This window comes from Streptomyces sp. SudanB25_2051 (genome assembly GCF_964272635.1).
GTDB lineage: Bacteria > Actinomycetota > Actinomycetes > Streptomycetales > Streptomycetaceae > Streptomyces.
The window spans coordinates 4,518,722-4,545,322 of the sequence record NZ_OZ186787.1 but is presented as its reverse complement, the minus strand read 5'-3'; the positions used below and the strand labels follow the sequence as shown (position 1 = coordinate 4,545,322).

At 75.7% G+C, this 26,601-nt stretch carries 20 protein-coding genes and 1 pseudogene; 10 read left to right on the top strand and 11 right to left on the bottom strand.

Translation table 11 applies throughout. From position 1 onward, the window contains the following. Window positions 1-79: 79 nt before the first annotated feature. The 5 genes and pseudogenes from ACSUPT_RS20585 (at window position 80) to ACSUPT_RS20565 (ending at window position 7,779) form a co-directional block, all read left to right on the top strand. Complete coding sequence (locus ACSUPT_RS20585; protein ID WP_436945218.1) at window positions 80-2,371, top strand: HEAT repeat domain-containing protein; 2,292 nt, start codon at window positions 80-82, stop codon at window positions 2,369-2,371. A gap of 251 nt (window positions 2,372-2,622) precedes the next feature. Further along, window positions 2,623-3,471 (top strand): hypothetical protein, encoded by an 849-nt coding sequence (locus ACSUPT_RS20580; RefSeq protein WP_436945217.1) that lies wholly within the window; start codon window positions 2,623-2,625, stop codon window positions 3,469-3,471. Beyond that, entirely contained in the window at window positions 3,468-4,817 is a 1,350-nt protein-coding gene (locus tag ACSUPT_RS20575) for an ATP-binding protein (RefSeq protein WP_436945216.1), read from the top strand. Before ACSUPT_RS20580 ends, ACSUPT_RS20575 begins: the two co-directional genes overlap by 4 nt. Before the next feature lie 36 nt (window positions 4,818-4,853). Next, window positions 4,854-6,304: pseudogene (locus ACSUPT_RS20570) on the top strand (FtsW/RodA/SpoVE family cell cycle protein). Continuing rightward, window positions 6,301-7,779, top strand: coding sequence for a penicillin-binding transpeptidase domain-containing protein (locus tag ACSUPT_RS20565; RefSeq protein ID WP_436945214.1), 1,479 nt, complete (start codon window positions 6,301-6,303; stop codon window positions 7,777-7,779). Before ACSUPT_RS20570 ends, ACSUPT_RS20565 begins: the two are co-directional and overlap by 4 nt. A gap of 126 nt (window positions 7,780-7,905) precedes the next feature. Here ACSUPT_RS20565 and ACSUPT_RS20560 read toward each other — a convergent pair whose 3' ends face one another. Continuing rightward, window positions 7,906-9,012, bottom strand: coding sequence for a ferritin-like domain-containing protein (locus ACSUPT_RS20560; protein ID WP_351965821.1), 1,107 nt, complete (start codon window positions 9,010-9,012; stop codon window positions 7,906-7,908). Window positions 9,013-9,411: 399 nt separating this feature from the next. On the opposite strand from ACSUPT_RS20560, the gene ACSUPT_RS20555 reads away from it, so the two are divergent. The 4 genes from ACSUPT_RS20555 to ACSUPT_RS20540 all read left to right on the top strand — a co-directional run bounded on the left by ACSUPT_RS20555 (window position 9,412) and on the right by ACSUPT_RS20540 (window position 12,838). Next, window positions 9,412-10,347, top strand: coding sequence for an AurF N-oxygenase family protein (locus ACSUPT_RS20555; RefSeq protein ID WP_351965822.1), 936 nt, complete (start codon window positions 9,412-9,414; stop codon window positions 10,345-10,347). A 243-nt stretch (window positions 10,348-10,590) separates the two neighbouring features. Next, window positions 10,591-11,313 (top strand): TetR/AcrR family transcriptional regulator, encoded by a 723-nt coding sequence (locus ACSUPT_RS20550; protein WP_351965823.1) that lies wholly within the window; start codon window positions 10,591-10,593, stop codon window positions 11,311-11,313. A gap of 49 nt (window positions 11,314-11,362) precedes the next feature. Continuing rightward, entirely contained in the window at window positions 11,363-11,641 is a 279-nt protein-coding gene (locus ACSUPT_RS20545; RefSeq protein ID WP_351965824.1) for a hypothetical protein, read from the top strand. 99 nt (window positions 11,642-11,740) lie between these two features. Beyond that, window positions 11,741-12,838, top strand: coding sequence for a C40 family peptidase (locus tag ACSUPT_RS20540; protein ID WP_436945212.1), 1,098 nt, complete (start codon window positions 11,741-11,743; stop codon window positions 12,836-12,838). A gap of 23 nt (window positions 12,839-12,861) precedes the next feature. On the opposite strand, the gene ACSUPT_RS20535 is transcribed toward ACSUPT_RS20540, so the two are convergent. The 5 genes from ACSUPT_RS20535 to ACSUPT_RS20515 form a co-directional block, all read right to left on the bottom strand. Continuing rightward, a complete protein-coding gene (locus tag ACSUPT_RS20535; RefSeq protein WP_436945211.1) occupies window positions 12,862-14,097 on the bottom strand; it encodes a styrene monooxygenase/indole monooxygenase family protein in 1,236 nt (411 codons plus the stop codon). A 150-nt stretch (window positions 14,098-14,247) separates the two neighbouring features. Continuing rightward, the gene (locus tag ACSUPT_RS20530) at window positions 14,248-14,862 is read right to left on the bottom strand and encodes a GTP-binding protein (RefSeq protein WP_351965827.1); all 615 of its coding nucleotides are present in this window, start codon (window positions 14,860-14,862) and stop codon (window positions 14,248-14,250) included. Then, window positions 14,843-15,250 carry a DUF742 domain-containing protein gene (locus ACSUPT_RS20525; protein ID WP_351965828.1) on the bottom strand — a complete coding sequence of 136 codons (408 nt, stop codon included), beginning with the start codon at window positions 15,248-15,250 and terminating at the stop codon, window positions 14,843-14,845. Before ACSUPT_RS20525 ends, ACSUPT_RS20530 begins: the two co-directional genes overlap by 20 nt. After that, the gene (locus tag ACSUPT_RS20520; protein WP_351965829.1) at window positions 15,247-15,747 is read right to left on the bottom strand and encodes a roadblock/LC7 domain-containing protein; all 501 of its coding nucleotides are present in this window, start codon (window positions 15,745-15,747) and stop codon (window positions 15,247-15,249) included. Before ACSUPT_RS20520 ends, ACSUPT_RS20525 begins: the two co-directional genes overlap by 4 nt. Further along, window positions 15,744-18,629 (bottom strand): nitrate- and nitrite sensing domain-containing protein, encoded by a 2,886-nt coding sequence (locus ACSUPT_RS20515; RefSeq protein ID WP_436945209.1) that lies wholly within the window; start codon window positions 18,627-18,629, stop codon window positions 15,744-15,746. The genes ACSUPT_RS20520 and ACSUPT_RS20515 overlap by 4 nt, the downstream gene beginning before the upstream one ends. A gap of 444 nt (window positions 18,630-19,073) precedes the next feature. Between ACSUPT_RS20515 and ACSUPT_RS20510 the strand changes: the two genes are divergently transcribed. After that, window positions 19,074-19,856, top strand: coding sequence for a hypothetical protein (locus tag ACSUPT_RS20510; RefSeq protein ID WP_436945208.1), 783 nt, complete (start codon window positions 19,074-19,076; stop codon window positions 19,854-19,856). Between the two features lie 141 nt (window positions 19,857-19,997). Here the strand turns inward: ACSUPT_RS20510 and ACSUPT_RS20505 are convergent, their stop codons facing one another. The 5 genes from ACSUPT_RS20505 to ACSUPT_RS20485 all read right to left on the bottom strand — a co-directional run bounded on the left by ACSUPT_RS20505 (window position 19,998) and on the right by ACSUPT_RS20485 (window position 26,563). Beyond that, window positions 19,998-20,585 carry a MarR family winged helix-turn-helix transcriptional regulator gene (locus tag ACSUPT_RS20505; protein ID WP_436945207.1) on the bottom strand — a complete coding sequence of 196 codons (588 nt, stop codon included), beginning with the start codon at window positions 20,583-20,585 and terminating at the stop codon, window positions 19,998-20,000. Window positions 20,586-20,665: 80 nt separating this feature from the next. Further along, window positions 20,666-21,139 (bottom strand): NUDIX hydrolase, encoded by a 474-nt coding sequence (locus ACSUPT_RS20500; RefSeq protein WP_351965833.1) that lies wholly within the window; start codon window positions 21,137-21,139, stop codon window positions 20,666-20,668. Between the two features lie 361 nt (window positions 21,140-21,500). Beyond that, window positions 21,501-22,631 carry a sensor histidine kinase gene (locus ACSUPT_RS20495; protein WP_436945205.1) on the bottom strand — a complete coding sequence of 377 codons (1,131 nt, stop codon included), beginning with the start codon at window positions 22,629-22,631 and terminating at the stop codon, window positions 21,501-21,503. A 32-nt stretch (window positions 22,632-22,663) separates the two neighbouring features. Beyond that, entirely contained in the window at window positions 22,664-23,341 is a 678-nt protein-coding gene (locus ACSUPT_RS20490) for a response regulator (RefSeq protein WP_403503452.1), read from the bottom strand. 153 nt (window positions 23,342-23,494) lie between these two features. Continuing rightward, window positions 23,495-26,563: a M4 family metallopeptidase gene (locus ACSUPT_RS20485; RefSeq protein ID WP_436945203.1), complete on the bottom strand. Its 3,069-nt coding sequence runs from the start codon at window positions 26,561-26,563 to the stop codon at window positions 23,495-23,497. Between the last annotated feature and the right edge of the window lie 38 nt (window positions 26,564-26,601).

Genomic DNA, 26,601 nt, shown 5'->3' with positions numbered 1-26,601 from the left:
GTCCGATTGCCGGGGCATCGCGGACCCCGGTGTGGTGCACTATTGCCCCCAAGTGCAGGGGTTCACGGGGAGGGAAGGCATGTTCACGGGGATCGAGGAGGTCGACTGGGCCTCGCTGGGTCATGCCTACGGCCCGGCCGACGACGTGCCCGCGCTGCTGCGCGGACTGGCGTCCGACGACCCGGCGGAGCGCGAGCGGGCGCTCGACGGGATGTACGGCACGGTCCACCACCAGGGCGATGTGTACGACTCCACACTGGCCTGCATCCCGTTCCTGCTGGAGCTCGTGGCCTGCCCGGAGGTCCAGGACCGGGGCTGCGTCGTGGAGTTGCTCGCCAGCATCGGCGGCATCGACCTGTCCGGCGACGACGAGCTGCAGGAACTCGACCCGGAGGACGAGGAGTTCGAGGACGCGGCCAACTACGCCATGGCCGCCGCCGCGGTGGCCGCGGGCGCCGATGTGTTCCTGGGCCTGGTCGGTGACGAGGACCGGGAGGTGCGGCTGGCGGTCCCCGGCGCGCTGGCCTCCCTGCACGGCGACCCGGTCCGGGTGCGCGATCTGCTGCGGGAGCGGCTGACCGTCGAGCGGGACTCGGAGGTGCGGCTCGCGCTGGTGGAGGCGGTCGGCCGGATCGCCCTGCGCTACGAGTCCCTGCGCGAGGAGACCGCGGGCTGGCTCGCCTGGCTGTCGGGCGCCGCCCAGGACCCCGCGCTGCGGCTGGCCGCGCTGGCCCAGCTGGCCAGGTGCGCCCCGGGGCGGCTGCCCGACGACGTGGTGCCGACGGTGACCCGGCTCCTCGCGGAGCTGCGCCGGTCCGGACCGCGCACCCCGGGTACGGGTGCCGGTACGGCCGGTTCGGGTGCCGGTACGGGGGCGGGGGCGAGCGGTCCGGGCGTCGGGGCGGGTGCCGCAATGGCCGCCGGAGGCCCCAACAGCCCCGCCAACCTGTGGAATTCAGCCAACTCCTGGGCCTCCCCGGGCGGATGGGACGGCACCCCGCCGACCGCTCCGGTGCACTCGGTGCCACCGGCGGAACCGGTCGAGCTGCGGCCCGCCGCACCGACGCTCGTCGGCCAGTTGCGGGAGCCGCGCGAGGAGCAGCGCGCCGGGCGCGGCACCGCGTGGGCGGACGATCTGCTCCGTACCCTGCACAGCGCCCTCGACGACCGGGTGGACGACCGCATCGCCCTGGTCACCGCGCAGTTGCGCAGCCCCGACAGCGCGCAGCGGACCGACGCCGTGTGGATGTGCGGCAGCCTCGTGCGCACCTGGCGCGGCGCGTACGACGAGGTGGTGCGGCTTGTCGGGGCGCAGCTGCGCGACCCGGAGCCGAGGCTGCGGGCGGCCGCGGCGAGCTGGCTGGAGGGACTGTTCGGGCTGGCCGCGCCCGCGGCGGACGACCTGGCCGCGCGGGTGGCCGCCGACCCCGCACCCTGGGCGCCCGACTGGGTGGGCGGCCGGCCCGGTACGGCGAGCGCGCTGCTGGCGCTGACCCGGGCGGGCGACGCGCGGGCGGTTCCCGCGCTGGCGCGGGCGCTGGAGCAGCCGGAGCCGGACGGCAAGCTGCTGTACGCCCTCCCCCACCTGGGCGAGGCGGGCGGCGTGCTGGTGCCGCTGCTGCGCCGCAGGCTGGGCGCGCTGCCGCTCGACGACGAGCTGGGCGAGCAGTCGGGGCCGCTGCTGCTGGCCCTGGCGAAGCTGCGGGCGGTGGAGGCGCTGCCGGAGGTGCTGCGGGTGCTGCGCGGGGCGCCGGCGTTCCGCCGCGAATGGGTGCTGGAGTCGGCGCTGCGGGCGGTCGCCGCGTTCGGCCCGGCCGCGCGGGAGGCCGCCGGGGACGTGCGCGTACTGCTGGACGACGCCTCGGCCGGGACGGTGACGGCTGCGGCGCGGGCGCTGTGGGCGGTGGAGGGCGACGCCGGGGCGGTCCTGCCGAGGCTGCGCGCGCTGCTGCGGGCACCGGACGCGCACGGGCGGCGGTCGGCGGCGTGGGCGGTGGGCGCGTTCGGCGGGTCGGCGCGGGCGGCGGCGCCGGAGCTGCGGGCCTGCCTGACGGCGCCGGACGTGTGGCTGCGGGTGGACGCGGCGACGGCGCTGTGCCGGGTGACGGGGGACCTCGGGGAGGCCCTTCCGGTACTGCTGGCGGCGTGGCGGGAGAACCGGCACACGCGCGTGGAGATCGCGGAGTGCCTCGCCGAGCTGGGCCCGGCCGACCGCCAGGCGCCGGACGCGGCCCCGCTGCTGCGCGCCGAACTGGCCTGTGCGCGGCGGCACAACGTGTCGGCCGGGGTGACCGGCGACCACGACATCCACGAGGACGAGCGCCTGCTGGCCCTGTGCCGCCGCGCCCTCGGCGACACGGGACGGGACTGAGCACCCGGTCCGTCGGGCGGACGGCGCCCTGGACGACGGCACGTCGGACGGACGGCGGCGCGTCGCGGACCGGGTGGCGCCGCCGGGCGGACGGTGTGTCGCGCCGGCGGGGGTGTCGGCGGGCTGTTACACCACCGAGGGGCGGCCGCAACGTGCCCGGACTACGGTGGCGGCGGCCCGACCGGGGCCGGGCGCCCTGGGAGCCGTAGGGTCTGCGCAGCGCCACCCGACCGCCAGGAGCACCGAAGACCGTGAAGCCGGACCGCCGCCGTCCCGCCGTGCGCCGCGCGGCCCGTCTGGTGCCGCCCGTCGCGGCCGCCGCGCTGCTCGTGCCGCTGGCCGGGTGCGGCGACGCGGGCGAGTTGCGCAGCGCGGGCGCCACCCCGACCGCCGTGGGCCCGGTGCGGCTGTGGCCCGACCTGCCTCCGGTGACCGCGCCGCCCCTGGACTACGGAGAGAGCGACACCCTGCGCGTGCCGGGTGTCCGGGTGCCGGGCGGCGACGTGCGGGGCGTGGACCCCGCGGCGGTGGTCCGCGCCGAACTGGCCGCCGAACCGGACGGGTCGGGCGGCGGCGACGGCATCGACGCGGTCACCGCGCGCGCCGTCCGCCGGTGCGGCGGCGAGCCGGAGGGCTGCCCCGTCCTGCGGCCGTACCACCGGGACCTGACGGGCGACGGCCGGGACGAGCTGATCGTCGCGGTGCGGCTCGCGGACCAGCGGGTGGCGGTGCGCTGCTACCGGGTGGAGGGCGGCGGTCTGACGCGGGTGATGTCGACGGTCGAGCAGCTGGTGAGCGTGGAACTGGCGGGCCGGGACCTGATCCTGCGGGCGGTGTCGGCGGGCATTCCCGGCTACGAGTACCGCACGGCGTGGTCGTGGGACGCCCAGCAGGGCACGATGCTGCCGGCGCGCGACGAGATCGTACGGGTCAAGCCGACACCGCCGCGCCCCGGCCCGCTGCCGTCCCCGGACAGCGACCAGCCGGACACCGAACCGGGCACCGGCCGGCCGGACACGGAAGGGCCGGGCGGGGAAGGGCCGGACACCGACCGGCCGGGCGCGGACGGCGGCCCCGGCAGCGGGGAGAGCGCCCCGTGAGCCCCGGCCCCGCGCGCCCGGACCCCGGCCCCGCGCGCCCGAGCCGCCCGGCGTATCCGGGCCGCCCCGGTCGGCCGAGGCGCCCGCGCCGTCCCGCCTGGACGGCGACGCTCACCTGGAAGGCCGCCGTCTTCATCACGCTCATGTGCTGCGCCCTCGCGGCGCTGCTGGGCGCGCTGGTGCACGTGTCGGTGACCCGGCAGACCGTGGACGCGTCCCGCGAGAAGGCGCTGGCCCGGCTGGAGGACGTGACGCGCGCGTACGAGGCGGGGGAACCGCTCCCGCCGTTCGCGGGCGTCGACCCGGAGGGCCTGCCGCCGTCGCTGCGGGACCTGGCGACGCGCGGCAGCCGGGGCACGGTGGTCGCCGACCACGAGGGACGGCCGACGATGTGGGCGGCGGGCCCGGCGGACGGGCGGGCGCTGGCCGTCCGCGTCGACTACTCGCTCGGCGCCCGCACCATCAGCGGCCTCGACCAGGCGATCCTCGGCTCGTCGGTGCTGGCCATCGCGGCGACGCTGCTGGTGGGGGCGTTCGCGGTGACGCGGGTGACGCGGCGGCTGCACCTGACGGCGCTGGTGGCGCGGCGGATCAGCGCGGGCGATCTGGACGCGCGGGTCAACGACCCCCGTACGAAGGACCCTTCGCGGCCGCAGGACGAGGTGGCGACCGTGTCGGGCGCGCTGGACACGATGGCGTCGTCGCTGCAGGGGAAACTGCTGAGCGAGCAGCGGTTCACGGCGGACGTGGCGCACGAGCTGCGGACCCCGCTGACCGGGCTCTCGGCGGCGGCCGAACTGCTGCCGCCGGGACGGCCCTCGGAGCTGGTGCGGGACCGGGTGCGGGCGCTGCGGGCGCTGACGGAGGACCTGCTGGAGATCTCCCGCCTCGACACGGGGCGCGAGCGGGTCGACCTCGACGTGTACGCGCTGGGGCCGCTCGTCGAGCGGCTGGTGCGGGGGACGGCGGCGCAGACGCGGGTGCGGATCGTGCGGGACGCGTGGGTGGAGACCGACAAGCGGCGCCTGGAGCGGGTCCTCGGCAATCTGCTGGCCAACGCGCACAAGCACGGCGCGCCGCCGGTGGAGCTGACCGTGGACGGGCCGGTGGTGACGGTCCGGGACCACGGGCCGGGCTATCCGGCGTACCTGCTGGAGCACGGGCCGCAGCGGTTCCGCACGGAGAGCGGGGGCAAGGGGCACGGCCTCGGGCTGACGATCGCGCGCGGCCAGGCGGTGGTGATCGGCGCGGAGCTGCGGTTCGCGAACGCGCCGGACGGCGGCGCCGAGGCGCGGCTGACGCTGCCGGAGTACCTGGATCCGACGGCGCGGCACAGTCAACCATAAGGGACATATCACCCCCTGCTTGCTACGTTGCGGGGCATGACCGCAGCGACGACGGACACTCCGCCGCCTCGGGTGCGTCGCCCCCGGCGGCGGGGTGTGGAGTTCTCGCTGCTGGTCTGGGCCGTCCTGTGCTCGATGCTCGGGTACGCCGCCGTGGGCCTCGCCCGCAGCGGGGCCGTACCGCACGATGTCGCCGGGTACGGCGCGGGCCTGGGGCTGCTGGCGCTGACGGGCCATCTGGCGGTGCGGTTCGGCGCCCCGTACGCCGACCCGCTGTTCCTGCCCATCGCCGTCCTGCTGAACGGGCTCGGCCTGGTCCTCATCTACCGCCTGGACCTGGAGACCCCCGCCGACCAGGCCGCGCCCACGCAGCTCGTCTGGTCGGCGCTGGGCGTGGCGCTGTTCGCGGCCGTGGTGGTGTGCCTGCGCGACCACCGGCTGCTCCAGCGGTACGCGTACGTGTCGGTGGCGGCCGCGCTGCTCCTGCTGACCGTGCCGATCTTCTTCCCGGCCGTGAACGGGGCGCGGATCTGGATCCGACTGGGCGGCCTGTCGTTCCAGCCGGGCGAGTTCGCCAAGATCCTGCTCGCGGTGTTCTTCGCCGCGTACCTGGCGGCGAACCGCGCCGCGCTCGCCCACACGGGCCGCACGCTGTGGCGGGTGCGGCTGCCCGCGGGCCGGGTGCTGGGGCCGGTCGCCGCGGTGTGGCTGGTCAGCGTGGGCGTGCTCGTCCTGGAGCGGGACCTCGGCACGTCGCTGCTGTTCTTCGGCCTGTTCGTGATCCTGCTGTACGTGGCGACGGGGCGCACCGGGTGGATCGCGGTGGGCCTGCTGCTGGCGTCGGCCGGCGCGTACGCGGTGGGGGCGGTGGAGCCGCACGTCCACGGGCGGGTGGAGGACTGGCTGCACCCGTTCGCGTCGATCGAGGCGGGGCGGGGGCCGGGTCAGCTGGCGCAGTCGCTGTTCGCGTTCGCGGCGGGCGGGATGTTCGGCACGGGTCTGGGGCTCGGCCACTCGACGCTGATCGGCTTCGCCGCCAAGTCGGACTTCATCCTCGCGACCGCCGGGGAGGAGCTGGGCCTGGCCGGGCTGACCGCGCTGTTCCTGCTGTACGCGCTGCTCGTGGCGCGCGGCTACCGCTGCGGGCTGGCCCTGCGCGACCCGTTCGGGAGGCTGCTGGCGACGGGGCTCGCGTCGATCCTGGCGCTCCAGGTGTTCGTGATCGCGGGCGGGGTGATGGGCTGATCCCGCTGACCGGGATGGCGATGCCGTTCCTCGCGCAGGGCGGCTCGTCGGTGGTCACCAACTGGATCATGGTGGCGCTGCTGGTCCGGGTGAGCCACTCGGCGCGCGCGCCCGGCCCCGACGACGACCCGGACGGCGAACCGGCGGCGGACGGGCACCCGTCGGTACCCGGCCCGGACGCGTCCGCGACGCCGCCCGCCCCCCAGACGCCCGCCGCGCCGCTGCGGGAGGGCGCCCGGTGACGACGTACATCCGCCGCGCCGCCGCCCTGTGCCTGGTCCTGCTGGTCGCCCTGCTGGTCAACGCCGCGCGCGTCCAGGTCTTCCAGGCGGACCGGCTCGGTGCCGACCCGGCCAACCGCAGGACCGTGCTGGCCCGGTACGCCGAGCCGCGCGGCGACATCCTGGTCGAGGGGCGCCCGGTCACCGGCTCCGCGGACACCGGGGAGCTGCTGCGCCACGAGCGCACGTACACCGACGGCCCCCTGTACGCGCCGGTCACCGGCCACGCCTCGCAGACCTACGGGACGTCCCTGGTGGAGGCCGCCGAGGACGCCGTCCTGTCCGGTACCAGCCCGCGCCTGGCGGGGCTCCCGCTGCTCGGCGGCCTCGGCACCGGGCGCCGCCCCGGAGGGCACGTCGCCACCACGGTCCGCGCCGCCCTCCAGCGGGCCGCGTACGAGGGGCTGGCCGGGCGGCGCGGGGCGGTCGTCGCGCTGGAGCCGGCCAGTGGACGGGTGCTGGCCCTGGTGTCCAGCCCGTCGTACGACCCCGGCGTGCTGTCCGGCACCGGTCCCGGGGTCGCCGCGGCGTGGGCACGGCTCAACGCGGCGCCGGACCGCCCGATGCTGAACCGGGCGCTGCGCGAGACGTACCCGCCGGGCTCCACGTTCAAGATCGTGACGGCGGCCGCGGCGCTGGACGCGGGCATCGTCACGGATGTGCACGCGCCGAGCGGCGCCCCCGACCCGTACCGGCTGCCCGGCACGCGCACGCTGCTGCCGAACGAGGCGGAGGGGTGCGGCGACGCGTCCCTGGCGTACGCGATCCGCTGGTCGTGCAACACGGTCCTGGCCCGCCTCGGTGTGGAGGTCGGCCTGTCCCGCATGGTGCGCGCGGCGCGGGCGTTCGGCTTCAACGACCCGGACCTGCGCGTCCCGTCGCGGGTGGCGCCGTCCCGCTTCGACACGGACATGTCCCCGGACCGGCTGGCCCTGTCGGCGATCGGCCAGTACGACACGCGGGCCACGCCGCTGCAGATGGCGATGGTCGCGGCGGCCGTCGCCGGCGGCGGGGAGGTGGCCCACCCGTACCTGGTGGATTCGGTGACCACGGCGGGCGGCGGGCTGGTCGGGCGGACGCTCAGGCGCACCTACGCCCGCGCGATGAGCCCGTCGACGGCCCGGACGCTGCGGGAGCTGATGGTGGACGTGGTGGAGCGCGGGTCCGGCAGCAAGGCGGGCATCCCGGGCGCCGAGGTCGGCGGCAAGACGGGCACCGCCCAGCACGGCGTGGGCAACCAGGGCACCCCGTACGCCTGGTTCATCGGCTGGGCCCGCGCGGCGGGCGCGCCGCGCCCCGCGGTGGCGGTGGCGGTGGTCGTGGAGGACGCGACGGCCCGCCGCGAGGAGATCAGCGGCGGCGGCAGCGCGGCCCCCATCGCCCGCGCGGTCATGGAAGCGGCCCTGGCGGCGGAGCGGGCGCGGGGCGCGGACTAGGACCGACGCGTGGAGCGCGGCAGGCGGGGGTCGACGACGGTGAGGTCGGTGTCGAGGGGGGAAGCGAACGGTTCAGTCGGCTCCGGCCTATGCCCGTGGCCTGGACCGCGGCTCCCCCGCGGCCCGCTACCCCTCCTGCCCCTCGGTGATCGCGTCCGTGACCTCCGCGACGCGTTCCGCCTCCTCGCGGGCGAAGCGCTCGGCGTCGAGGCGTTCAGCGATCTCCTCGTCCTGGGTCATCAGCGCGTCCAGGTCGGAGTCGCCGAGGTCGAGGACGCCCATGTCGACGTAGGCCTTCTGGAGCCGCTCGCCCCACAGGCCGATGTCCTTGACGCACGGGACGATCCGGCTGAACAGCAGCTTCCGGAAGACGCGCAGGAACTCGGACCGCTCCGACATCTCCTCGGCCTCCCGCCGGGGGATGCCGAAGTTCTCCAGCACCTCCACGCCGCGCAGCCGGTCGCGCATCAGGTAGCAGCCCTCGATGACGAACTCCTCGCGCTCGCGGCGCTCGGCGTCGGTGAGCTGCCGGTAGTAGTCGCGCAGGGCCATCCGGCCGAACGCCACGTGCCGGGCCTCGTCCTGCATCACGTACGCGAGGATCTGCTTGGGCAGCGGCTTGTTCGTGCTGTCGCGGATCATGCCGAACGCGGCGAGCGCCAGCCCCTCGATGAGCACCTGCATGCCCAGGTACGGCATGTCCCAGCGGGAGTCCCGCAGGGTGTCGCCGAGCAGCGACTTGAGGTTGTCGTTGATCGGGTACAGCATCCCGATCTTCTCGTGGAGGAAGCGCCCGTAGATCTCCGCGTGCCGGGCCTCGTCCATGGCCTGGGTGGCCGAGTAGAACTTGGCGTCCATGTCGGGGACCGCCTCGATGATCCGCGCCGCGCAGATCATGGCGCCCTGCTCGCCGTGGAGGAACTGGCTGAACTGCCACGACGCGTAGTGGCGGCGCAGGTCCCCCCGGTCCTTCTCCGTCATCTTCGACCAGTGGCGCGTCCCGTAGACCGTCATGGCCTCGTCCGGGGTGCCGAGCGGGTCGTACGGGTCGACCTCCAGGTCCCAGTCGATGCGCCGGGCGCCGTCCCACTGCTTGTCCTTGCCCTTCTGGTACAGGGCGAGGAGGCGCTCGCGCCCCTCGTCGTACTCCCAGGAGAAGCGGGCGGCCCCGGAGGCGGGGACCTCCCAGTTCACGGGGCCGGGCTCGTTGGCGTAGAGGTCCAGCGTCGACACAGTCGGGCTCCTTCGCGTCGGCTGCGGTGGGACCGCGGCCCCGGGGCGGGGCCGTGGGCGGGGGGTCGGGTCGGACGGCAGGGGACATTCAAGAGCATGGGGCCATGCCCGGCGCGGGCGCCTCCCGGCACGGGCGCCACCCGGCGGCGGCGCACGCACCGGCGGGCACGGGCGCCGTACGGCGGCGGCGCACGCACCGGCGGGCTCGGGCGCCACCCGGCGGCGGCGCACCGCCGGGGCGGGCGCGCGGTCGCCGGCGACGGGCCTTCTCTCGCAGGGTCCACCGTGTTAGACGCCGGGTCAACAAGTCGTGCCGGAGGGATTGACGGGCTTACTGACAGGCAGTCTCATAAGGGGGCGACCGCAGAACCCGAAGCCGACTGCGAGGTGGCCGAGACCATGACGACCGTGTCCGAACCCGATCTGCGCCTGCTGCGCGACGCGCTGGGTCCGCTCCGGGACCGTGAGCAGGTCGCCGCGCGGCTGCTGGAGTCCTCCGCCAAGCACTCGTTCGACCCCGACACCGAACTCGACTGGGACGCGCCGTTCGAGGACGGCAAGTGGTTCTGGCCGCCGGAGCTGGTCTCCCTCTACGACACGCCGCTGTGGCGGAAGATGTCCGAGGAGCAGCGCATGGAACTCGCCCGGCACGAGGCGGCGTCGCTCGCGTCGCTGGGCATCTGGTTCGAGATCATCCTGATGCAGCTGCTGGTCCGGCACATCTACGACAAGTCGCTGACCAGCAACCACGTCCGGTACGCGCTCACGGAGATCGCGGACGAGTGCCGCCACTCCATGATGTTCGCGCGCATGATCCAGAAGTCCGGGGCGCCCGCGTACCCGGTGCCGCGCGTCTACCACAACATGGCGCGGCTGCTGAAGACCGTGTCGACGACGCCGGGTTCCTTCGCCGCGACGCTGCTCGGCGAGGAGATCCTCGACTGGATGCAGCGGCTCACCTTCCCGGACGAGCGCATCCAGACCCTCGTGCGCGGCGTGACCCGCATCCACGTGGTGGAGGAGGCCCGGCACGTCCGCTACGCGCGCGAGGAGCTGCGCCGCCAGATGGTCACCGCGCCGCGCTGGGAGCAGGAGTTCACCCGGCTCAGCTGCGGCGAGGCGGCGCGGGTCTTCTCGGTCTGCTTCGTCAACCCACGGGTGTACGAGCAGGTCGGCCTCGACCGCCGCGAGGCCGTCGCGCAGGTGAAGGCGAGCGGCCACCGCAGGGAGGTCATGCAGACCGGCGCCAAGCGGCTGACGGACTTCCTGGACGACATCGGCGTCCTGCGGGGCGCGGGCCGCCGCCTGTGGAAGAGCTCGGGCCTGCTGGCGTAGGACGTGGCAGCGGGACGGACCCCGCGGACGGGTACGGACGCGGGGCCGGGCGCGGTCCCGGCTCCGGGTGCCGGTGGGCGGCCGGGTGCGGACCGGCGCGCGCGGCCGGGGGCGGACACGGGTGCCGCCCCGGGGCCGGCGTCCCGGCGGGGCCGCGGGCGCGGGGCGGTGCGTGGCCGGGTCGTGGCGGTGGTGGCCGGGCGCCGGGGGCCGCGTACACCCGGCGGGGTTACGCTCTCGGGCATGACCAGTGCCGCCACGCCCGCGTACCGCCGGCTCAGCGTCGAGGAGCGGCGCGCCCAGCTGCTCACCGCCGCGCTGTCGCTGTTCGCGCACCGGGCGCCCGAGGACGTGTCGCTGGACGACGTGGCCGAGGCGGCGGGCGTCTCCCGGCCGCTCGTGTACCGGTACTTCCCCGGCGGCAAGCAGCAGCTGTACGAGGCCGCGCTGCGGTCGGCCGCCGACCGGCTGGAGCTGTGCTTCGCCGAGCCGCCCGAGGGCCCGCCCACCGAACGGCTCGCCCGGGTGCTCGACCGGTACCTGGCGTTCGTGGACGAGCACGACGCCGGGTTCGCGGCGCTCCTGCAGGGCGGCAGCGTCGCCGAGACCTCCCGCACGACGGCCATCGTCGACGAGGTGCGCCGGTCCGCCGCCGAGCAGATCCTCGTCCACCTGGACGTCCCCGAGCCGGGGCCCCGGCTGCGGATGATGGTGCGCACCTGGATCGCGTCCGTCGAGGCGGCGTCGCTGATCTGGCTGGACGAGGGCAAGCGCCCTCCGCTCCCCGAGCTGCGCGGCTGGCTGGTCGACCACCTGGTGGCCCTGCTGGCGGCCACGGCGGCGACGGACGGGCAGACCGCGCGGGTCGTGCGGGCCATGCTCGCGCTGGAGAAGCCGGACGGGCCCGTGGGGACGCTGGCACGCCGGGTCGGGCCCGTGGTGGGCGGGGCCGCGCACCTGCTGTGAGCCGGGCCGCGCCCCTGCCGGGCGGCGGGCGGGGTGTGAGACTGGAGGGGTGCGAAGCGAGAACACCCCCTTCTCCGGCGGCCCCCTCGACGGCCGCGTCCTGCCGGTGCTGACCGGCCCGACGGGACACCCGCCGAAGTGGTACGAGGTCCCCGTCCCGAACGACGACGGCGGCCCGCCCACGGTGTACGCGTACCGCCGCGTACCCGCCGGTCACACCAAGCGGCTCGGGCTGCAGCGGGGCTGGATCTACGCGTACGAGCCCGCGGGCCGCGAACGGCGCACGCTCAAGTGGCCCTGGTCCAAGCCCGGGGCCGGACCCGCGTAGCCCGGCCGGGTGACCGGTCTGGGCCGGTTCGCCCATTCGTCGTTTCGTCGCCTTGTCTGACGAGCCATCATCTCCCCGTCGAACCGGAGGTGGTGGCCCATGACGTTCCGCAGGGGCGCGGCCGTGCTCGCGCTCGCCTCGGCGCTGGTGCTCGGCGCGCCCTGGCCCGCGCCGCAGCCGCCCCCCGCGCGCGCCGAGGGCGAGTCGGTGTCCGCGCTGCTGGCGCGGCTCCAGCGGCTGTACCGGGACGCGGAGGCGGCCGGGGAGACGTACACCGCCGCCGGGGAGGAGCTGGCCGCGCAGAGCGCCGAGGTGCGGCGCCTGGGCGGGGACCTGGCGCGCACCCGCGACGCGCTGGCGAGGGCGCGGGACGCCGCCGGGCGCCTGGCGCGCGCCCAGTACCAGGGGCGCGGCGACCTCTCCCCCGCCCTGCGGCTGCTGTTCGCGGGCGACCCGGAGCACGCCCTGGACCAGGCGCTGGTGCTGCGGCGCCTGGCGCGCGAGCAGGCGGCCACCATCGCCCGGCTGGAGGGCGGCGAGAAGCGGGCGGACGCGGTGGCCACGGCGGCGCGCAGGGCCCTGGACCGCAAGCAGGCCCTGATCGCCGCGCGGCAGCGGGCCCGCGACGGCGCCCTGGACCGGCTGCGGCAGGTCGAGGAGGCGCTGGCCGGGCTCTCGCCGGAGCGGCTCGCGGAGATCGCCGCCCTGGAGCGGGACCGGACCGGTCAGGCCCAGCGGGAGCTGCTGGGCGGCGACGCGCCGGCGGAGGAGGACGCCCCGTCCGCGAAGGGCGCCGAGGCCGTGGCGTACGCGGTGGAGCAGCTCGGCAAGCCGTACGAGGCGGGCGCCTCGGGCCCCCGCGCGTTCGACGACTCGGGGCTGGCGGCGCGGGCCTGGGCGGCGGCGGGCCTGCCGGTGCCGCGTACCAGCGGCGAGCAGTGGCGGACCCTCCCGAGGGTGCCGCTGCGCTCCCTGCGCCCCGGCGACCTGGTGGTGTACTACCCGGAGGCCACGCATGTGGCGCTGTACGCGGGCGGCGGGCGGGTCGTGCACGCCCCGCGCCCGGGCGCCGCCGTGGCCGTGTCGCCGCTGGCCGCGCTGCCGGTGCTGGGCGCCGTACGGCCCGACGCGGACGCCCCGCCGCTGGACGGGTACACCCCGCCGGCCCTGGCGGACGGCGGGGGCGGCGGGGTGTGAGGGCCGGGGGCGTCAGGCGGACGTCACTCCGCGGCGGCCGCCTTCAGCAGGGCGGCGGTCTTCTCCGGGTCGTACAGGAAGTTCTCGAAGTCCGACGGGTCGTTGAAGCCGTTGGCGAAGCGGTGGGCGACGGACGGGTACTCCTGGCCGGCGCCGATCAGCCGCAGGACGTGCTCCGGCGGGACGCCCAGCATGGCGTTGGTCCACTTGGTGACGTGCTGGGCGGTGTCCCAGTACCGGTCGAACGTGGCCCGCATCCACTCCTCGTCGAACGGCCGGTCGCCGTGCTCGACGATGGACGCCAGATAGCTCGCGGCGCACTTTGACGCGGAGTTGGAACCCTGCCCGGTGATCGGGTCGTTGGCCACGACGACGTCCGCGACGCCCAGCACGAGCCCGCCTCCGGGGAGGCGCCCGACGGGCTTGCGGACGGTCGGCGCGTAACGGCCGGCGAGGGTGCCGCCCGCGTCGGTCAGCTCGACCTTGGTGGCGCGGGCGTACTCCCACGGCGTGAAGCGCTCCATGAGCTCCAGGGTCAGCGCCAGGTGCTCGGCCGGGTCCTTGACGCCCCGGAAGACGTCGAGCGGCCCACCGGGGATGCCCTCCCAGAACAGGATGTCCGCGCGGCCGCTCGTGGTGAGCGTCGGCATCACGAACAGCTCGCCCACGCCGGGCACCAGGTTGCAGCGCACGGCGTCGTACTCGGGGTGCTCGGGGCGCGGGCCCATACCGTGCACGTACGCCACGGCCAGCGCGCGCTGCGGCTCGGTGAACGGGGACCGGGACGCGTCCCGCTCGAACATCGACACCAGCTCGCCCTTGCCGGCGGCGACGAGGACCAGGTCGTAGGTGCGGGAGAAGAAGTCCAGGTCGGAGACGGCCGCGCCGTGGATGACGAGCTGGCCGCCGCGCTGCGCGAACGTGTCCATCCAGCCGGCCATCTTCACCCGCTGGTCGACGGACTGGGCGTAGCCGTCGAGCCGCCCCACCCAGTCGACGGCGCGGCTGCCGTCGGGGCCCGCGACGGAGATGCCGAGGCCCTCGATGCGGGGCGCCTGGGGCTCCCAGAAGTTCAGGCCGAGGTCCCGCTCGTGCTGGAGGGCGGTGTGGAACATGCACTGCGTGGACATGACGCGCCCGTAGCGGATCTCGTCGGCCGTCCGGTTCGACATCAGGGTGACCTCGTACCCCTGTGCCTGGAGGCCGAGGGCGAGCTGGAGCCCGGACTGGCCGGCTCCGACGATGAGTATCTTCCGCATCGAGAGGGGGCCTCTTTCCTTGGGTGGCGCCGCGGTGGGCGCGGGTTGAGCGGGACGGCGGGGGGCGGCGGGGAGCGGCACGGACCCGCCGGGCGGTGCCCGTCGGGCCCCTCGGGGCCCTGCGGGTCCTGCCGGACGGGTCCGGGGCCGCTAGGCGGGGGTCGCCTCCAGGGCGCGCATGACGAGGGCGAGCAGCGACTCGATGACGGTGAATCGTTCCCGCGCGTCCATGAGCACGATGGGCACGTCCTTCGGGACGGTCAGCGCGTCCCGTACGTCCTCCACCTCGTACCGCTCGGTGCCCTCGAACTGGTTGACGGCCACCACGTACGGCATGCCGCAGCTCTCGAAGTAGTCGAGCGCGGCGAAGCAGTCGGTGAGCCGGCGGGTGTCGGCCATGACGACGGCGCCGATCGCGCCGCGCACCAGGTCGTCCCACATGAACCAGAAGCGCTCCTGGCCCGGTGTGCCGAACAGGTACAGGACGAGGTCGTCGTCGAGGGTGACCCGCCCGAAGTCCATGGCGACGGTGGTGGTGAGCTTGTCGGGGGTCGCGGAGAGATCGTCGGTGTCCGCGCTGGCCTGGGTCATCAGGGCCTCGGTGCGCAGCGGTGTGATCTCGGAGACCGATCCGACGAAGGTGGTCTTGCCGACGCCGAAGCCGCCCGCGACGACGACCTTGGTGGCGATGGGGGCGCGCTCGGGGTCGAGCTGCCAGGGTGCCGGGACCTCCTCGTCCGGCAGGTCAGAGACGGCGAAGTCCACTCAGCACCCTTTCCAGCAGTGCGCGGTCGGGCTGACCGGAGCCGTGTCCGGTCCCGTACACACGGAGCTTTCCCTGGTCGGCCAGGTCGCTGATCAGCACCCGTACGACTCCCAGCGGCATCCGCAGCAGCGCGGACACCTCGGCGACCGTCCGCATGCGGCGGCACACCTGGACGATGGCCCGCATCTCCGGCATGAGCCGACCGCCGGGCCTGGCGGACCGCCCGTCGGCCGCCTCGGCGGCGGCCGCGGCCGGGGCGGCGACGAACGTCTCGACCAGCAGGACGTGCCCGAAACGGGTCCGTCCGCCGGTCAGCGAGTACGGGCGGACGCGGGCGGGCCTGCGGCCCTCCCCGCGCACCGGCAGCTTGGCCGACAGCGCCGTCATCGTCCGCCCTCCATCGACTGGCGCAGCTCACTGCGCAGTTCCGGGGTGAGCACGTGTCCGGCACGGCCCACGAACAGCGCCATGTGGTACGCGACGATGCTCATGTCGCAGTCGGGAGCGGCGTGCACGCCGAGCAGCGAGCCGTCGCTGATCGACATGACGAAGACGCTGCCCTCCTCCATCGCGACCATCGTCTGCTTGACGGCTCCGCCGTCCATGAGGCGGGCGGCGCCCACGGTCAGGCTGGCGATGCCGGACACGATGGTGGCGAGGTCGGCGCTGGAGCCCCGCGGGCCGCGCGGCCGGTCCGCGCCCGTCTCACCGGGGGCCTTGCCCGTCGCCTCCGGGTCGGACGAGAGCAGGAGCAGGCCGTCCGACGAGACCACGGCGACCGACCGGACGCCAGGCACCTCCTCCACGAGATTGCCCAGCAGCCAGTGCAGGTTGCGTGCCTCGCTGCTCAGTCCTTGGGTGCCGGTGCCGGTCGTCGGACTCAACTGTGTGCCTCCTCGACTGTGTCCCCCGCTCCTGGTGCCGCTTCTTCCGTTCCCCCGGCCAGCTCCGCCTCCACGTCGCGCCGCCCTTCCTTGGCGCCCTGGTGGAAGCCGCCGAGCCTGCGCCGCAGCTCCTCCGCGTTCACTCCGCCGGTGCGTTCGGCGCGGGTGACGCCCGCGTCGACGATCCGGGGGGTCCGCTTCGGCAGGCCCTTGTCGGTGACCCGCCCCGCCGCCGGCCCGTCGTCCGCCGTCCTGGTGTGCTCGGCCTCCCCGCCGGGCGCGGGCAGCCGCACCTGGAGGGTCGCCTCGTGGACGGCCGGCTCGCCGTCCCCGGTGTCCCCGGTGGCGGCCGGGGCGTGGTCGTCGGCGGTGTCATGCCGGTCGTGCTCGTCGTGGGCCCTGGCCCCCGCCTGCTCGGCGTCCTGCCGGGTGCCCCGGTCCTCGTCCCGGGCGGGGTCCGCGGCCTCGGCGTCCGGGGCATGGGCCTCGTCGCGTACGGGCTCGGCGTCCTCCCGTACGGGCTCGGTCTCGCCCCCTGCGGGCTGTGCGGTCTCCCGTACGGGCTCGGCGTCGTCCGGCGCGGCCTCGGCGTCCGGCGCGGCCTCGGCGGCGTCCCGTGGGGGCTCCTCCGCTGCCGTCGCCGGGCCGGTGCCGGACGCTTCGGGGTCCGCCGGGGCGGCCGGGTCGGGCTCGGTCCTGCGGGACGGCAGCGCGTTGGAGTTGGCCTCCGCCACCGATCCCGGCAGGGACACCGCCGGCATGCCCTCGGCGAGGGCGACCGCCGGGGGGCCGGCCGTCGGCGGGGCGTCCGGCAGGAGGGCCTGCGGGAGGACGACGACGGCCGTCACCCCGCCGTCCTGCTCCGCCCGCAGCTCGACCCGCACCCCGTGGCGCGCCGCGAGCAGCGCGGCCACGCGCAGGCCGAGGCCCTCGCCCTCGGGGGCGCCCTCCTGGCCCGCGTCCGCGTCCCGCGACGGCACCGCCGCGGCCTCGGCGAGCGCCGGGTCCGCGAGGCGGGCGTTCAGGTCGGCGAGCCGGGCCGGGGTGATCCCGATGCCCTTGTCGCGTACGGAGAGCATCACGTCACCGCCGTCCAGCAGCCAGCCGGACAGCTGGACCGTGGCGTCCGGCGGCGAGAACGACGTGGCGTTCTCCAGGAGCTCGGCCAGCAGGTGGCTGATGTCGTCGGCGGCGAACCCGGCCACGTAGGCGTGCTGCGGCAGCGACTGGATGGCGACCCGCTCGTACCGCTCGATCTCGCTGACGGCGGCGCGCAGCACGTCGACCAGCGGGACGGGGCCCTGGTGGGCGTGGCTGTGCTCGTGCCCGGCGAGGATCAGCAGGTTCTCGCTGTGCCGGCGCATGACCGTGGCCATGTGGTCGAGCTTGAACAGTGTGGCGAGCCGCTCCGGGTCCTGCTCGCGCTCCTCCAGCTTCTCGATGACGGTCAGCTGCCGTTCGACGAGGCCGAGGGTGCGCAGGGAGAGGTTGACGAACGTGTGGTGGACGCTGTGCCGCTGCCGCTCCAGCTCGGCGGTGAGCCGCTCGGTCTCGGCGCGCAGCTGCGCGTGGTGGGCGGCCAGTTCGGCGGCGGCGCTCTCCCGGTGCTCGTCCCGCGAGGCCCGTGAGCCGAGCTCCAGGAGCTTGGCGTGCAGGGTGTTGAGGGAGCGTACGACCTGGGCGAACTCGTCGTTGCGGCCCGTGAACCGGATCGGCTCCTCGCTCTGCGGCGCTGCGGCGACGCGGGCGGCGCCCAGGCGCAGGACGGCGAGGGGGCGGGTGAGGGTGCGGGCGACGGCGGTGGAGACGCCGATGGCGAGGAGGAGGCAGCCGCCGAGCAGGGCGATCCGCAGCTCCAGGGTGGTGACGTCGCTGTCGCGCAGCCCCTTCATGCGCTCGACCTGGCGGGTGGCGAGGGTGGACTCGACGCCGCGCATCTGCTCGATGCGGGCGGTGAGCGCGGCGGAGAGCCGCTCCGGGTCGGTCCTCCGCTCGGCGCGGGTCAGGGCAGGGCCGTCGGCGAGCTTGCCGAGGTAGTCCTCGGCGGCCTTCACCTCGGGTCCGGTGACGGTCGCGGCGAGCGACTCCCGGCTCGGGGTGTCGGCGGTGCTCTCGAAGTCGGCGAGGGCGACCTGTTCGCGGACGCGGGCGCGGTGGGCGGCGGCGCTCAGCGCGTCACGGGAGCGCGCGGCGGCCTCGGCGCCCGGGTCCTCCTCGGTGACGTACCGGCCGCTGACCGGGTCGTAGACGGTGCGTCCGCCGCCGCCCTGGCTGGGCACGGCGAGGGCGGCGAGGAGCAGGCCGCGGGTGGCGGAGGCCTGCTCGACGGCCTGGCCGAGCTCGGCGGGGGCGCGGCCGGGGCCGTCGGCGGCGCGGGCGGGCGTGCGGTCGGCGAGCTGCGCGGCGAGGGCCCGCAGCTTGTCGATGACGTCCGTGTAGGCGCGGTGGGCGGCGAGCGCGTCGCCGTCGCCGGTCAGGGCGGTGCGGCGCAGGGAGGGCACGTCGGCGAGCGCGCGGCGCACCTCGTCGGGCGCGGCGCCGCGGATCTCCTTGATCTGGCGGTCGACGCGGGCGCTGTGGGTGCCGGAGAGCGCGGGCTTCGCAGGGGCGGCGCTCCCGTCGGCGGTGCCCGTGCCCTCGCCGTCGCCTGTGCCGTCCTGGCCTTCCCGGTCCTTGCGCGGGGCGGCGTCGCGGCCGGCGGCGATGTAGGCGGTGACCTCGTCGCGCTCGTCGGCGAGGGAGTGGGCGAGGGTGACCGCCTGCCGGTTCAGCTCGGCGAAGGTGACCAGGCTCTGCGACTCCGTCAGATCGGCGGAGGTGGCGAGCACGCCGGGGGTCCCGGCGCCGATGACGGTGATGCCGACGAGGGCGACGCCGGCCACGAGCCGGCTCCGTACCCGTACGCTGCGGCCGCCCGGAACATGGGGATCGCCGGGAGTGTCACTGCGCTTCTGCACCGGTGCTCACATTCTTGAACTCGTTCGCCCATGAAGCAGAGGTGACGACCGGTCACACAAAGGAGAGCGCTCCCACCCCTGGTACGGCTTCCGACCATTCCAGCCCTTTTGGGAAGCGAGCACCCCTCGGCCGCTCCGCCACCCGAACGAGTGAACAACACTCCTGAGTTGGCTAACAACTTCTGGCCCCGGCCGCGCCGGGCGCCGGGTTGGACCTTCCGCGCGGGCTTTGGCAATATGCCCGCCCGCATGTCGGGGCGGGCGGCCGGGGAGGGTGGGCACAAACCCGCCCGCACGCCGCTGACCTGCCGGTAGGGCGTCTTCACGCGCTCTGTGCGCGGAGTGAAGGAGTCATGCAGACTGAACCGCATGTACGTGGAAACCGCCTCCCTGCCCGGCGATCCCGAACGCCCCAACGAGGACTGGGCCGCCACGGCGGTTCCGGCGTCCGGTCTGGGCGGGGTCCTGGTGGTTCTGGACGGGGTCACGCCACCGTCCGTGGACGTGGGTTGTGTGCACCCGGTGCCCTGGTACACGGCCCGCCTCGGGGGCGCGCTGACCGAACTGTCCGCTTCGCGGCGGGACCTGACGCTCGCGGAGGTCCTGGCGGAGGCAATCCGGCGCACCGCGGACTCCCACTCCGGATCGTGTGACCTTTCTCACATTCGCACACCGCAGGCGACGGTGGTCCTGGCGCGCTGGGACGCGGAGGCCGTCGAGCACCTGGTGCTGTCCGACTCGGTGCTGCTGCTGGAGTCCCCTGAGGGGGAGGTCCTGGCGGTGCGGGACGACCGGCTGGACCTCGTCCCGCCGGAGGTGCTGCGCTCCCACGAGGCGACGGACCGGCTGCGCAACGCGGAGGGCGGCTTCTTCACCGCCGCCGCGGACCCGGCGGTGGCGGCGCGGGCCGTGACCGGGGTGACGCCCAGGCCGGCCGTACGGGCGGTGGCGGCGCTCACCGACGGGGCGGCGCGCTGGGTGGAGCTGTTCGGCGAGGGCGACTGGGCCGAATGCCTGGGCGTACTGCGCAAGGAGGGCGCGCGGGGCCTCCTGGAACGGGTGCGGGCGCTGGAGCTGCGGGACGCCGAGGCGGGCGGGGTGCGCCGCTGGAAGCTCCACGACGACGCGACGGCGGTGTACGCGGAGCTGTGAGCCGGCGGGGGCGGCGGTGCGGGCTTCCGGGGGCGGGGCTTGCGGGGCGGAGTCTTTGGGGCCGGGGCTTGCGGGGCGAGGGCTCCGGGCCAGGCGGTCTTGCGGGCGGGGTCTTACGGGCCGGGTCTTACGGGCGGGGTCTCACGGGCGGGGCGCGCCGCCCTGGTCGCGGCCGTCGGAGCCGGTGTTGAGCTGGTGGAGCAGCCGGGCGAGTTCGGCGACCTCGGCGCGGTCCCATCCGGAGAGCTTGCGCACATAGCGGGCGCGGCGGGCGTCGCGTACCCGGCGGAAGCGGTCGCGGCCCTCGTCGGTGAGGCGGACGAGCCAGGCGCGCCCGTCGGCCGGGTCGGGTTCGCGGGCGATGAGGCCCAGGTCCTCCAGGGCGCGCAACTGGCGGCTGACGGTGGCCTTGCCGACGCCGAAGTACCCGGCGAGCTCGGTGGCCCGCTGGCCGCCCGCCTCGTCGAGCCGGACGAGCAGCCCGTACGCGGAGGACTCCAGCTCCGGGTGGACCTCCCGGGCCATCTCGCCGGACGAGGCGCGGGCGCGGCGCAGGAAGACCGCGAGCTCCCGTTCGAGCGCGAGGTAGGCCTGATCGGGCACACCGCCGTCCGCGCCGCCGGTGCCGGCGGCCTGCCCGGTGCCGGGGCCGCGCCCGTCGGGGGCGCCGTCGCCGCGGCGTGCCGGCTCGTCGCGTCCCGGCTCGTCGCCCGTGCCGTCTGCCCGCATGTCCGCACCCCTCGCGCGTCCTCACCGCCGTACCGCGGCCTGTCCCGTGGTACGCCCAGTATTCCGCAGGGAACGGGGCGTCAGCGCAGGTCGAGGGGGCGGGCCGGCGGGCCGTCCCGGCGGACCGCGGCGAGGAGCTCGGGCAGTCGCGGCGGCCACAGCGGCTCGTCGGCGGCGGCCAGCTCCTCCGCGCTCCACCAGCGCCAGCGCAGGATGCCGTCCTCGGCGTGGGCGGCGGCGAGATCGCCCGACGGCTCGCGGCGCGGGGCCGGCGCGGCGGCGAGGAACACGTGCTCGTGCTGGCGCACGGGAACACCCGCGCGGGTGAAGTCGTGCTCCCACAGACACAGCAAGGGGCCTACTCCGACGTCGGTCCAGCCGGTCTCCTCGCGCAGTTCGCGCAGGGCGCCCTCGGCGGGTGTCTCGCCCGGTTCGGTCCCGCCGCCGGGCATCGCCCAGTGGACGCCGACTTCCTCGTTGTCGTAGCGGAACAGGAACACGGCGCCCTCGGCGTCGAGCACGGCGACGCGGGCGGCCTTCCTCGGTGTGCGCACCGGGACAGTCTGCTACGGAAGCGCCTTCGGTGCGGGGTGGTTTCCCCGTGCGGGGCGGCTTCTCCGTGCGGGGCGGCTCTCCGTGCGGGGTGGTTTCCCCGTGCGGGGCGGCTCTCCGTGCGGGGCGGCTCTCCGTGCGGTGTGGTTCCGGCGCGCCGACGCACCGCTGCCCCGGTGCCCCGGTACGCCGGAACCGCGCTACCGGTGCCGTTCCACGGGCGCGTCGCAGCGCGACCGCGGAAGCTCCCCCTATGAGCCCGGCGGGACTGGTCGTGTTCCCGCCGGGGTCCGGCGGGAACATCCTGCCCGGCGTGGCCGGCGGGCGGTACCTCCGGTCGGCCCCCTCCGACCGGCGGGCGGCTCACAGCGGCAGGACCGCCCGTACGGCGAACCCCCCGTCCGGGCACCGGCCGGCCGACAGCGACCCGCCCAGCAGCGCGGCGCGTTCCCGCAGCCCGACGAGCCCGTACCCGCCGCCGGGCAGCACGTCCCCCGACCCGGCGCACGGGCCCGGCGCGGGCTCCGGGCACGGCTGCGGCGGGTGTACGGGCCGGGGGCCGCCCGCCGGCCCGGGGGGCGGGGCGTTGCGGACCTCCACCGTCAGGGCGGCGCCGTCCGGCGCCGGGGCGACGCGGACCGAGACGGGGGCGCCCGGGGCGTGTTTGCGGACGTTGTTCAGGGACTCCTGGACGATGCGGAACACCGCGCACTCCACCTCCGCGGACGGCTCCGCCGCGGGCGCCTCCACATCGACCGTGACGTCCAGCAGGCTGTCGTCCGTCAGGTCCCGCAGCCCGTCGAGGCCGGTGCGGCCCGCGGTGCGGGCGGCACCGGGGTCGGAGGCGCGCAGCACGCCCACCATGTCGCGCAGCTCCTCCAGCGCCTGCACGCTGTGGCGGCGGATGCTCTCGGCGGTGTCCCGCTTCCACGCGTCGGCGGTCTCGGCGGCGCGCAGGGCGCCCGACTGGACGGCGATGATGCCCACGTGGTGGGCGACCGTGTCGTGCATCTCCCGGGCCAGCCGGGCCCTTTCGCGGGTGACGGCGCGCTCGGCCTCCAGGCGCTGCTCCCGCTCGCGGGTGGCGGTGAGGTCGGCGAGGCGGGCGCGCAGTTCGAGGCGGGTGCGGGCGAGCAGGCCGAGCGCGGTGGGGCCCATGCTCATCAGGACGCCCGCCTCGACGTAGGTGAGGACCTCCTGGCGGGTCATCGCCGGGAGGTCCTCCACGGGCCACGGGCAGGACGCCGCCGCGAAGAGCAGCACGCACGCCGTCGCGGTGCGGCGCCGGGAGCCGCCGGACGCCACCTGGAACATCGCCACCATGGGCGGCAGCCACAGGTACCCGGCCAGCATCGCGGGCAGGGTCGCGCACAGGGTGGCCGTCGGCAGGCGCCGCCGCAGCGGCAGGACCAGCGCGGCCACCGCGCACACGGCGAGCGGCAGAGCGGTGAAGTGCTCGTCGACGGTGAGGAGTTCGGCCGCAGCGACGGCCACGAGGAGCCCCTCGGCTGCCGCGCGGCGCCACCTCACCGTACGAGCCGGAGCTGGTGCGCCCGGACCGCCGCCTGCACCCTGTTGGTCACGCCCAGTTTGCCCAGCACCGTACTGACGTGGTCCTTCACGGTGGTCGTCCCGATGAGCAGCCGCCGGGCGATCTCGGCGTTGGACAGGCCCTCCGCGAGCAGCACGAGGACCTCCCGTTCGCGCGGAGTGAGGTCGTCCGCGTCCGCCCGGTCCCGCCGGGGGTCGTCCGGGTCAGCGGACTCCCCGCTCTGCGCGCGTAGATAGCCGTCGACGACCGTACGGGCGACCTTGGGCGCGATGACCCTGCCGCCGGCCGCCAACTCCTTGATCAGGTACTCCAGTTGCTCGGGGGCGGTGTCCTTCAGCAGGAATCCGGCGGCCCCGCCGCGCAGCGCCGCCGACAGGTGCTCGTCCGCGTCGAACGTGGTGAGCATCGCCACCACGGGCGGCTCGGGCAGGGCCCGCAGGTCCGCGAGGACGTCCAGGCCGTGCCGGTCGGGCATGCGGACGTCGAGGAGGACCACGTCGGGCCGGTGGGCGCGCGCCTCACCGAGCGCCTCCGAGCCCGTACACACCGCGACGACGCGTGTGCCGTCGAAACCGTCGACGATCCGCCTGAGGCCCTCTCTGATCAGGACCTCGTCGTCGACGATCATCACGTGCACTGCTGAACGGTTCATACGGCCGGACCCCACTCAGGCGTTCTGGAGCGCCCTCAGCATAGGCGCTGCACGGCCGGGCGAGGACCCGTGCGCGGGCCGGGCGGAGGCCCCCGGCGCCCTTGGCGCCGGGGGCCTCCGGTCAGCGGAGCGCGTCCGCCGACTCGCCTCGGCTCAGCCGCACTTGCCCGCCGGGCGGGCGCGGGTGACGAGGTTCGTCCAGCCGCTGGTGCCGTCCAGCCAGACGACGCGGGTGCCGGAGTCGGCGGCCGGGGAGAGCTGCATGCCCCGGTCGCAGGACATCCGCTGGACGCGCGAGCCGTCCGCGGCGAGCTGCCAGATCTTCGGCAGGTCCGCGTTGGCGAGGGCGCCGGAGCCGTCGCCGGCGGGGGCCGGTGCGGCGCTGACGGTGACCGCCGTGTCGGAGACGGTCAGGTCGCCGGCGATCAGCGCGCCCGGCTTGTACTCGCTGCTGATGTCGTAGGTGCCGGTGCCGTCGTGCCCCGTCCTGCGGATGGTCGTCTGGCCCTCGTCGTCCAGGTTCTCGTCGTTGAGCCAGAAGACATGCGTGGCGTTGATACCGGTGCCGCCCAGCGACTGGGGTTCGCCGTGCTGCTCGGCGAGCACCGCCTTGCCGGTGGCCAGGTCGAGGATCTCCACGCCGAGCCGGTCGCCGTCGCCGGCCGGGTACAGCTTGGCGTAGGCGACGCGGCCGTGGCCGATCGACGGCAGCCCGGTGAGCGTGTCGGTGCGGGCGCCGTCGACGTACGCGGGCCGGGGGTCGCCGGGCCGCAGCAGCCCCACGTGGCGGCCGTCGCCGAACAGGTCGTACAGGTCGAAGACGGTCACGCCCCGGTCGACGCGCACGCTGAGCACGTCGGCCTGGGTGGTCAGCAGCCGCTTGACGGGCCCGCCGGCGAGCGGCCGGGACAGGATCTCGACGTTCTCCGCGCCGTACGCGACCCACACGACGGTGCGGCCGTCGGTCGCCGGGTTCACGTGGAAGCGGCCGTCGTTGGGGCTCATCAGCCTGGGCGCGCCCTTGCCGTCGATCCGGCCCGCGTACACCGAGTACGGCTCCGAGCCGTCGTCGTTGGAGGTCGCCGCGGTCCACCAGCCGCCGCCGGCGTGCACCTGCGTGCCGTCGGTGTTGACCTTGCGCAGCAGCGTGTCGGAGTCGGCCCCCAGGGCGTTCTCCCAGCCGCGGACGATGCCGTGCGCGTTGAAGGAACGCTTCACGGTGTCGGTCTGGCGGGCGGTCGCCCCGAGCGCGCGGGCCGCGGCGACGACGGCCTCGCGGCCCTCGGTGAACCCGTCGAGCGGGGTGAGGTACTCGGTCAGCGCCTTGTACACGATCCGGTCGGCGAGCACCGGACCGAGGTCCTGGCGCAGGTCCCACAGGGCTCCGGAGAAGATCGTGGAGTTGAGGTGGACGCCGCCGTTGTCGACGCCGAAGGTGACGCCGATGAAGTCCTTCGCGGTGGTGGCGCCGTCGTCCAGGTCCCGCAGCGCGCACGCGCGGGGCGCGGTAGTGCGGCACAGGTCCTCGCCGATGAGCCCGGCGTCGGGGTCGTCCATGGAGCGGCCCGAGCGGTCGACGTCGATGGCGTTGCCGAAGTAGTCGGCGACGGCCTCGTTGAGGGCGCCGGACTGGCCGGCGTAGACGAGGTCGGCGGTGTTCTCGACGACGCCGTGGGTCATCTCGTGGCCGACGACGTCCAGGTCGGCGGAGAGCGGCCGGAACTCCTCGTCACCGGAGCCGTACACCATCTTGGTGCCGTCCCAGAACGCGTTGACGTACGGCGCCCCGAAGGCGGTGACGCCCACCAGCGAGTTGACGGCCGAGCCGCGTCCGTCGAGGCCGGTGCGGCCGTGGCGCTCCTTGTAGTAGTCGAAGACCTGGCCGGCGGCCCAGTGCGCGTCGACGGCGCCGGACTCGGTGGCGTCCGGCCCGAAGGCGGGGGTGGCGGAGCTGACCGGCTTCAGGTCGTCGGGCCAGGTGCCGAGCACGTCGAAGACGTCCTTGTCGCGGGCGTCCCAGGTGGTGAGCGTGTTGCCGGTGGTGCCGGCCATGCGGGTGTGGTCGGCCATGACGTACGGGCCGTCCGGCGCCGGGCGGTGGACGGCCAGCGGGACCTTGGTCCCGTCGAGGCGGGTGCCGCTGCCGGTGACGGGCGTCCCGGGCGCCGCCGGGGCGCTCTCACGGACCCGCGCGTCCTGGGCGGGCCGTGCGTCCTGGGCGGGGCCTGCCTTCGTACCGGGGCTGGCCTTCGTGCCGGGACGGGCCTGCGTGCCGGGACGGGCCTGCGTGCCGGGACGGGCCTGCGTGCCGGGACGGGCCTGCGTGCCGGGACGGGGCGCGGGGGCGGTGCCGGTGGCCGGGGCGAGGGTCTTGATGCCGGTGTACTGGAGGACCGGGTAGCCCGCGCGGGCGTCGACGTACACGTGCTGGAGGACCGGTTCGCCGGTGACGGGGTGGGTGCCGCGCACGGTCACGTGGTAGGTGAGCACGCCCTCGCCGCGCGGGACGACCACGAGGCCGGCGGAGGCGCCGCGTAACGCCTGCCGCTCGGCGCGGGTGCCCCGCCGGGCCTCGGCGCCGTCCGTCCCGGGGCGGGTGAGGCGGTCGCCGGAGAGGCGGGAGAGCGTCGCGGAGACCGCGCGGCGTACGGCGGTGTCCTCGTCGACCGCCGGCCGGGTGCCGACCGTCAGGCCGGTGAAGTACTTGCCCGAGGTGCCCGTGACGGTGCGCCGGCCCTCGCCGGTCTCCATCCGGACGACGTACTGCCCGCCGAGCACGGGGACGCCGCGGTGTCTCTGCTGGAGCCGTACCGTCTCGTCGGCGCCGTGCCGCAGCGTCCCCACCGGGGCGAGGTCGCGGCGCGGGTCGGGTATCCGGTACCGGCCCCGCTGCGCGGCGAGGTGGGCGCGGGCCGCGTCGGCGGGCGCCGCCTTGGCGTCGGCCGGTTCGTGGAGGCCGTCCACGAGCGCCGGGGTGTCCGTCCCGGGGAGCGGGATGATGTCGGTCCCGGTGGCGGGCGGGGTGGTGCCGGTGGTGTGGGCGGCGGGCCCGCCGGTGTGGGCGCCGGCGGGCCGCGGGTGCCCGGTCCGGGTGGCGTCGGTGGCGTGGGCCGCGGGGATGGCGGTGATCAGCAGCCCGGCGGCGAGGAGCGCCGCTCCCCCGGTGGCGGCCGCCCCCTTCCGCCTGCCGGTTCGCGCCGAAGTCGTCCTGGGTTCGCGCACGGTCGTGTACCCCTCCTACGTGCTTGGTCAGAGCCGTT

Bases quoted from the DNA above. Each gene is read 5' to 3' on its own strand.
- ACSUPT_RS20525 (WP_351965828.1), bottom strand. From the start codon at position 15,250: ATGACGGCGCTGTCGGCCAAGCTGCCGGTGCGCGGGGAGGGCCGCAGG.
- ACSUPT_RS20550 (WP_351965823.1), top strand. From the start codon at position 10,591: ATGACCAGTGCCGCCACGCCCGCGTACCGCCGGCTCAGCGTCGAGGAG.
- ACSUPT_RS20555 (WP_351965822.1), top strand. From the start codon at position 9,412: ATGACGACCGTGTCCGAACCCGATCTGCGCCTGCTGCGCGACGCGCTG.
- ACSUPT_RS20540 (WP_436945212.1), top strand. From the start codon at position 11,741: ATGACGTTCCGCAGGGGCGCGGCCGTGCTCGCGCTCGCCTCGGCGCTG.
- ACSUPT_RS20585 (WP_436945218.1), top strand. From the start codon at position 80: ATGTTCACGGGGATCGAGGAGGTCGACTGGGCCTCGCTGGGTCATGCC.
- ACSUPT_RS20510 (WP_436945208.1), top strand. From the start codon at position 19,074: ATGTACGTGGAAACCGCCTCCCTGCCCGGCGATCCCGAACGCCCCAAC.
- ACSUPT_RS20490 (WP_403503452.1), bottom strand. From the start codon at position 23,341: ATGAACCGTTCAGCAGTGCACGTGATGATCGTCGACGACGAGGTCCTG.
- ACSUPT_RS20505 (WP_436945207.1), bottom strand. From the start codon at position 20,585: ATGCGGGCAGACGGCACGGGCGACGAGCCGGGACGCGACGAGCCGGCA.
- ACSUPT_RS20535 (WP_436945211.1), bottom strand. From the start codon at position 14,097: ATGCGGAAGATACTCATCGTCGGAGCCGGCCAGTCCGGGCTCCAGCTC.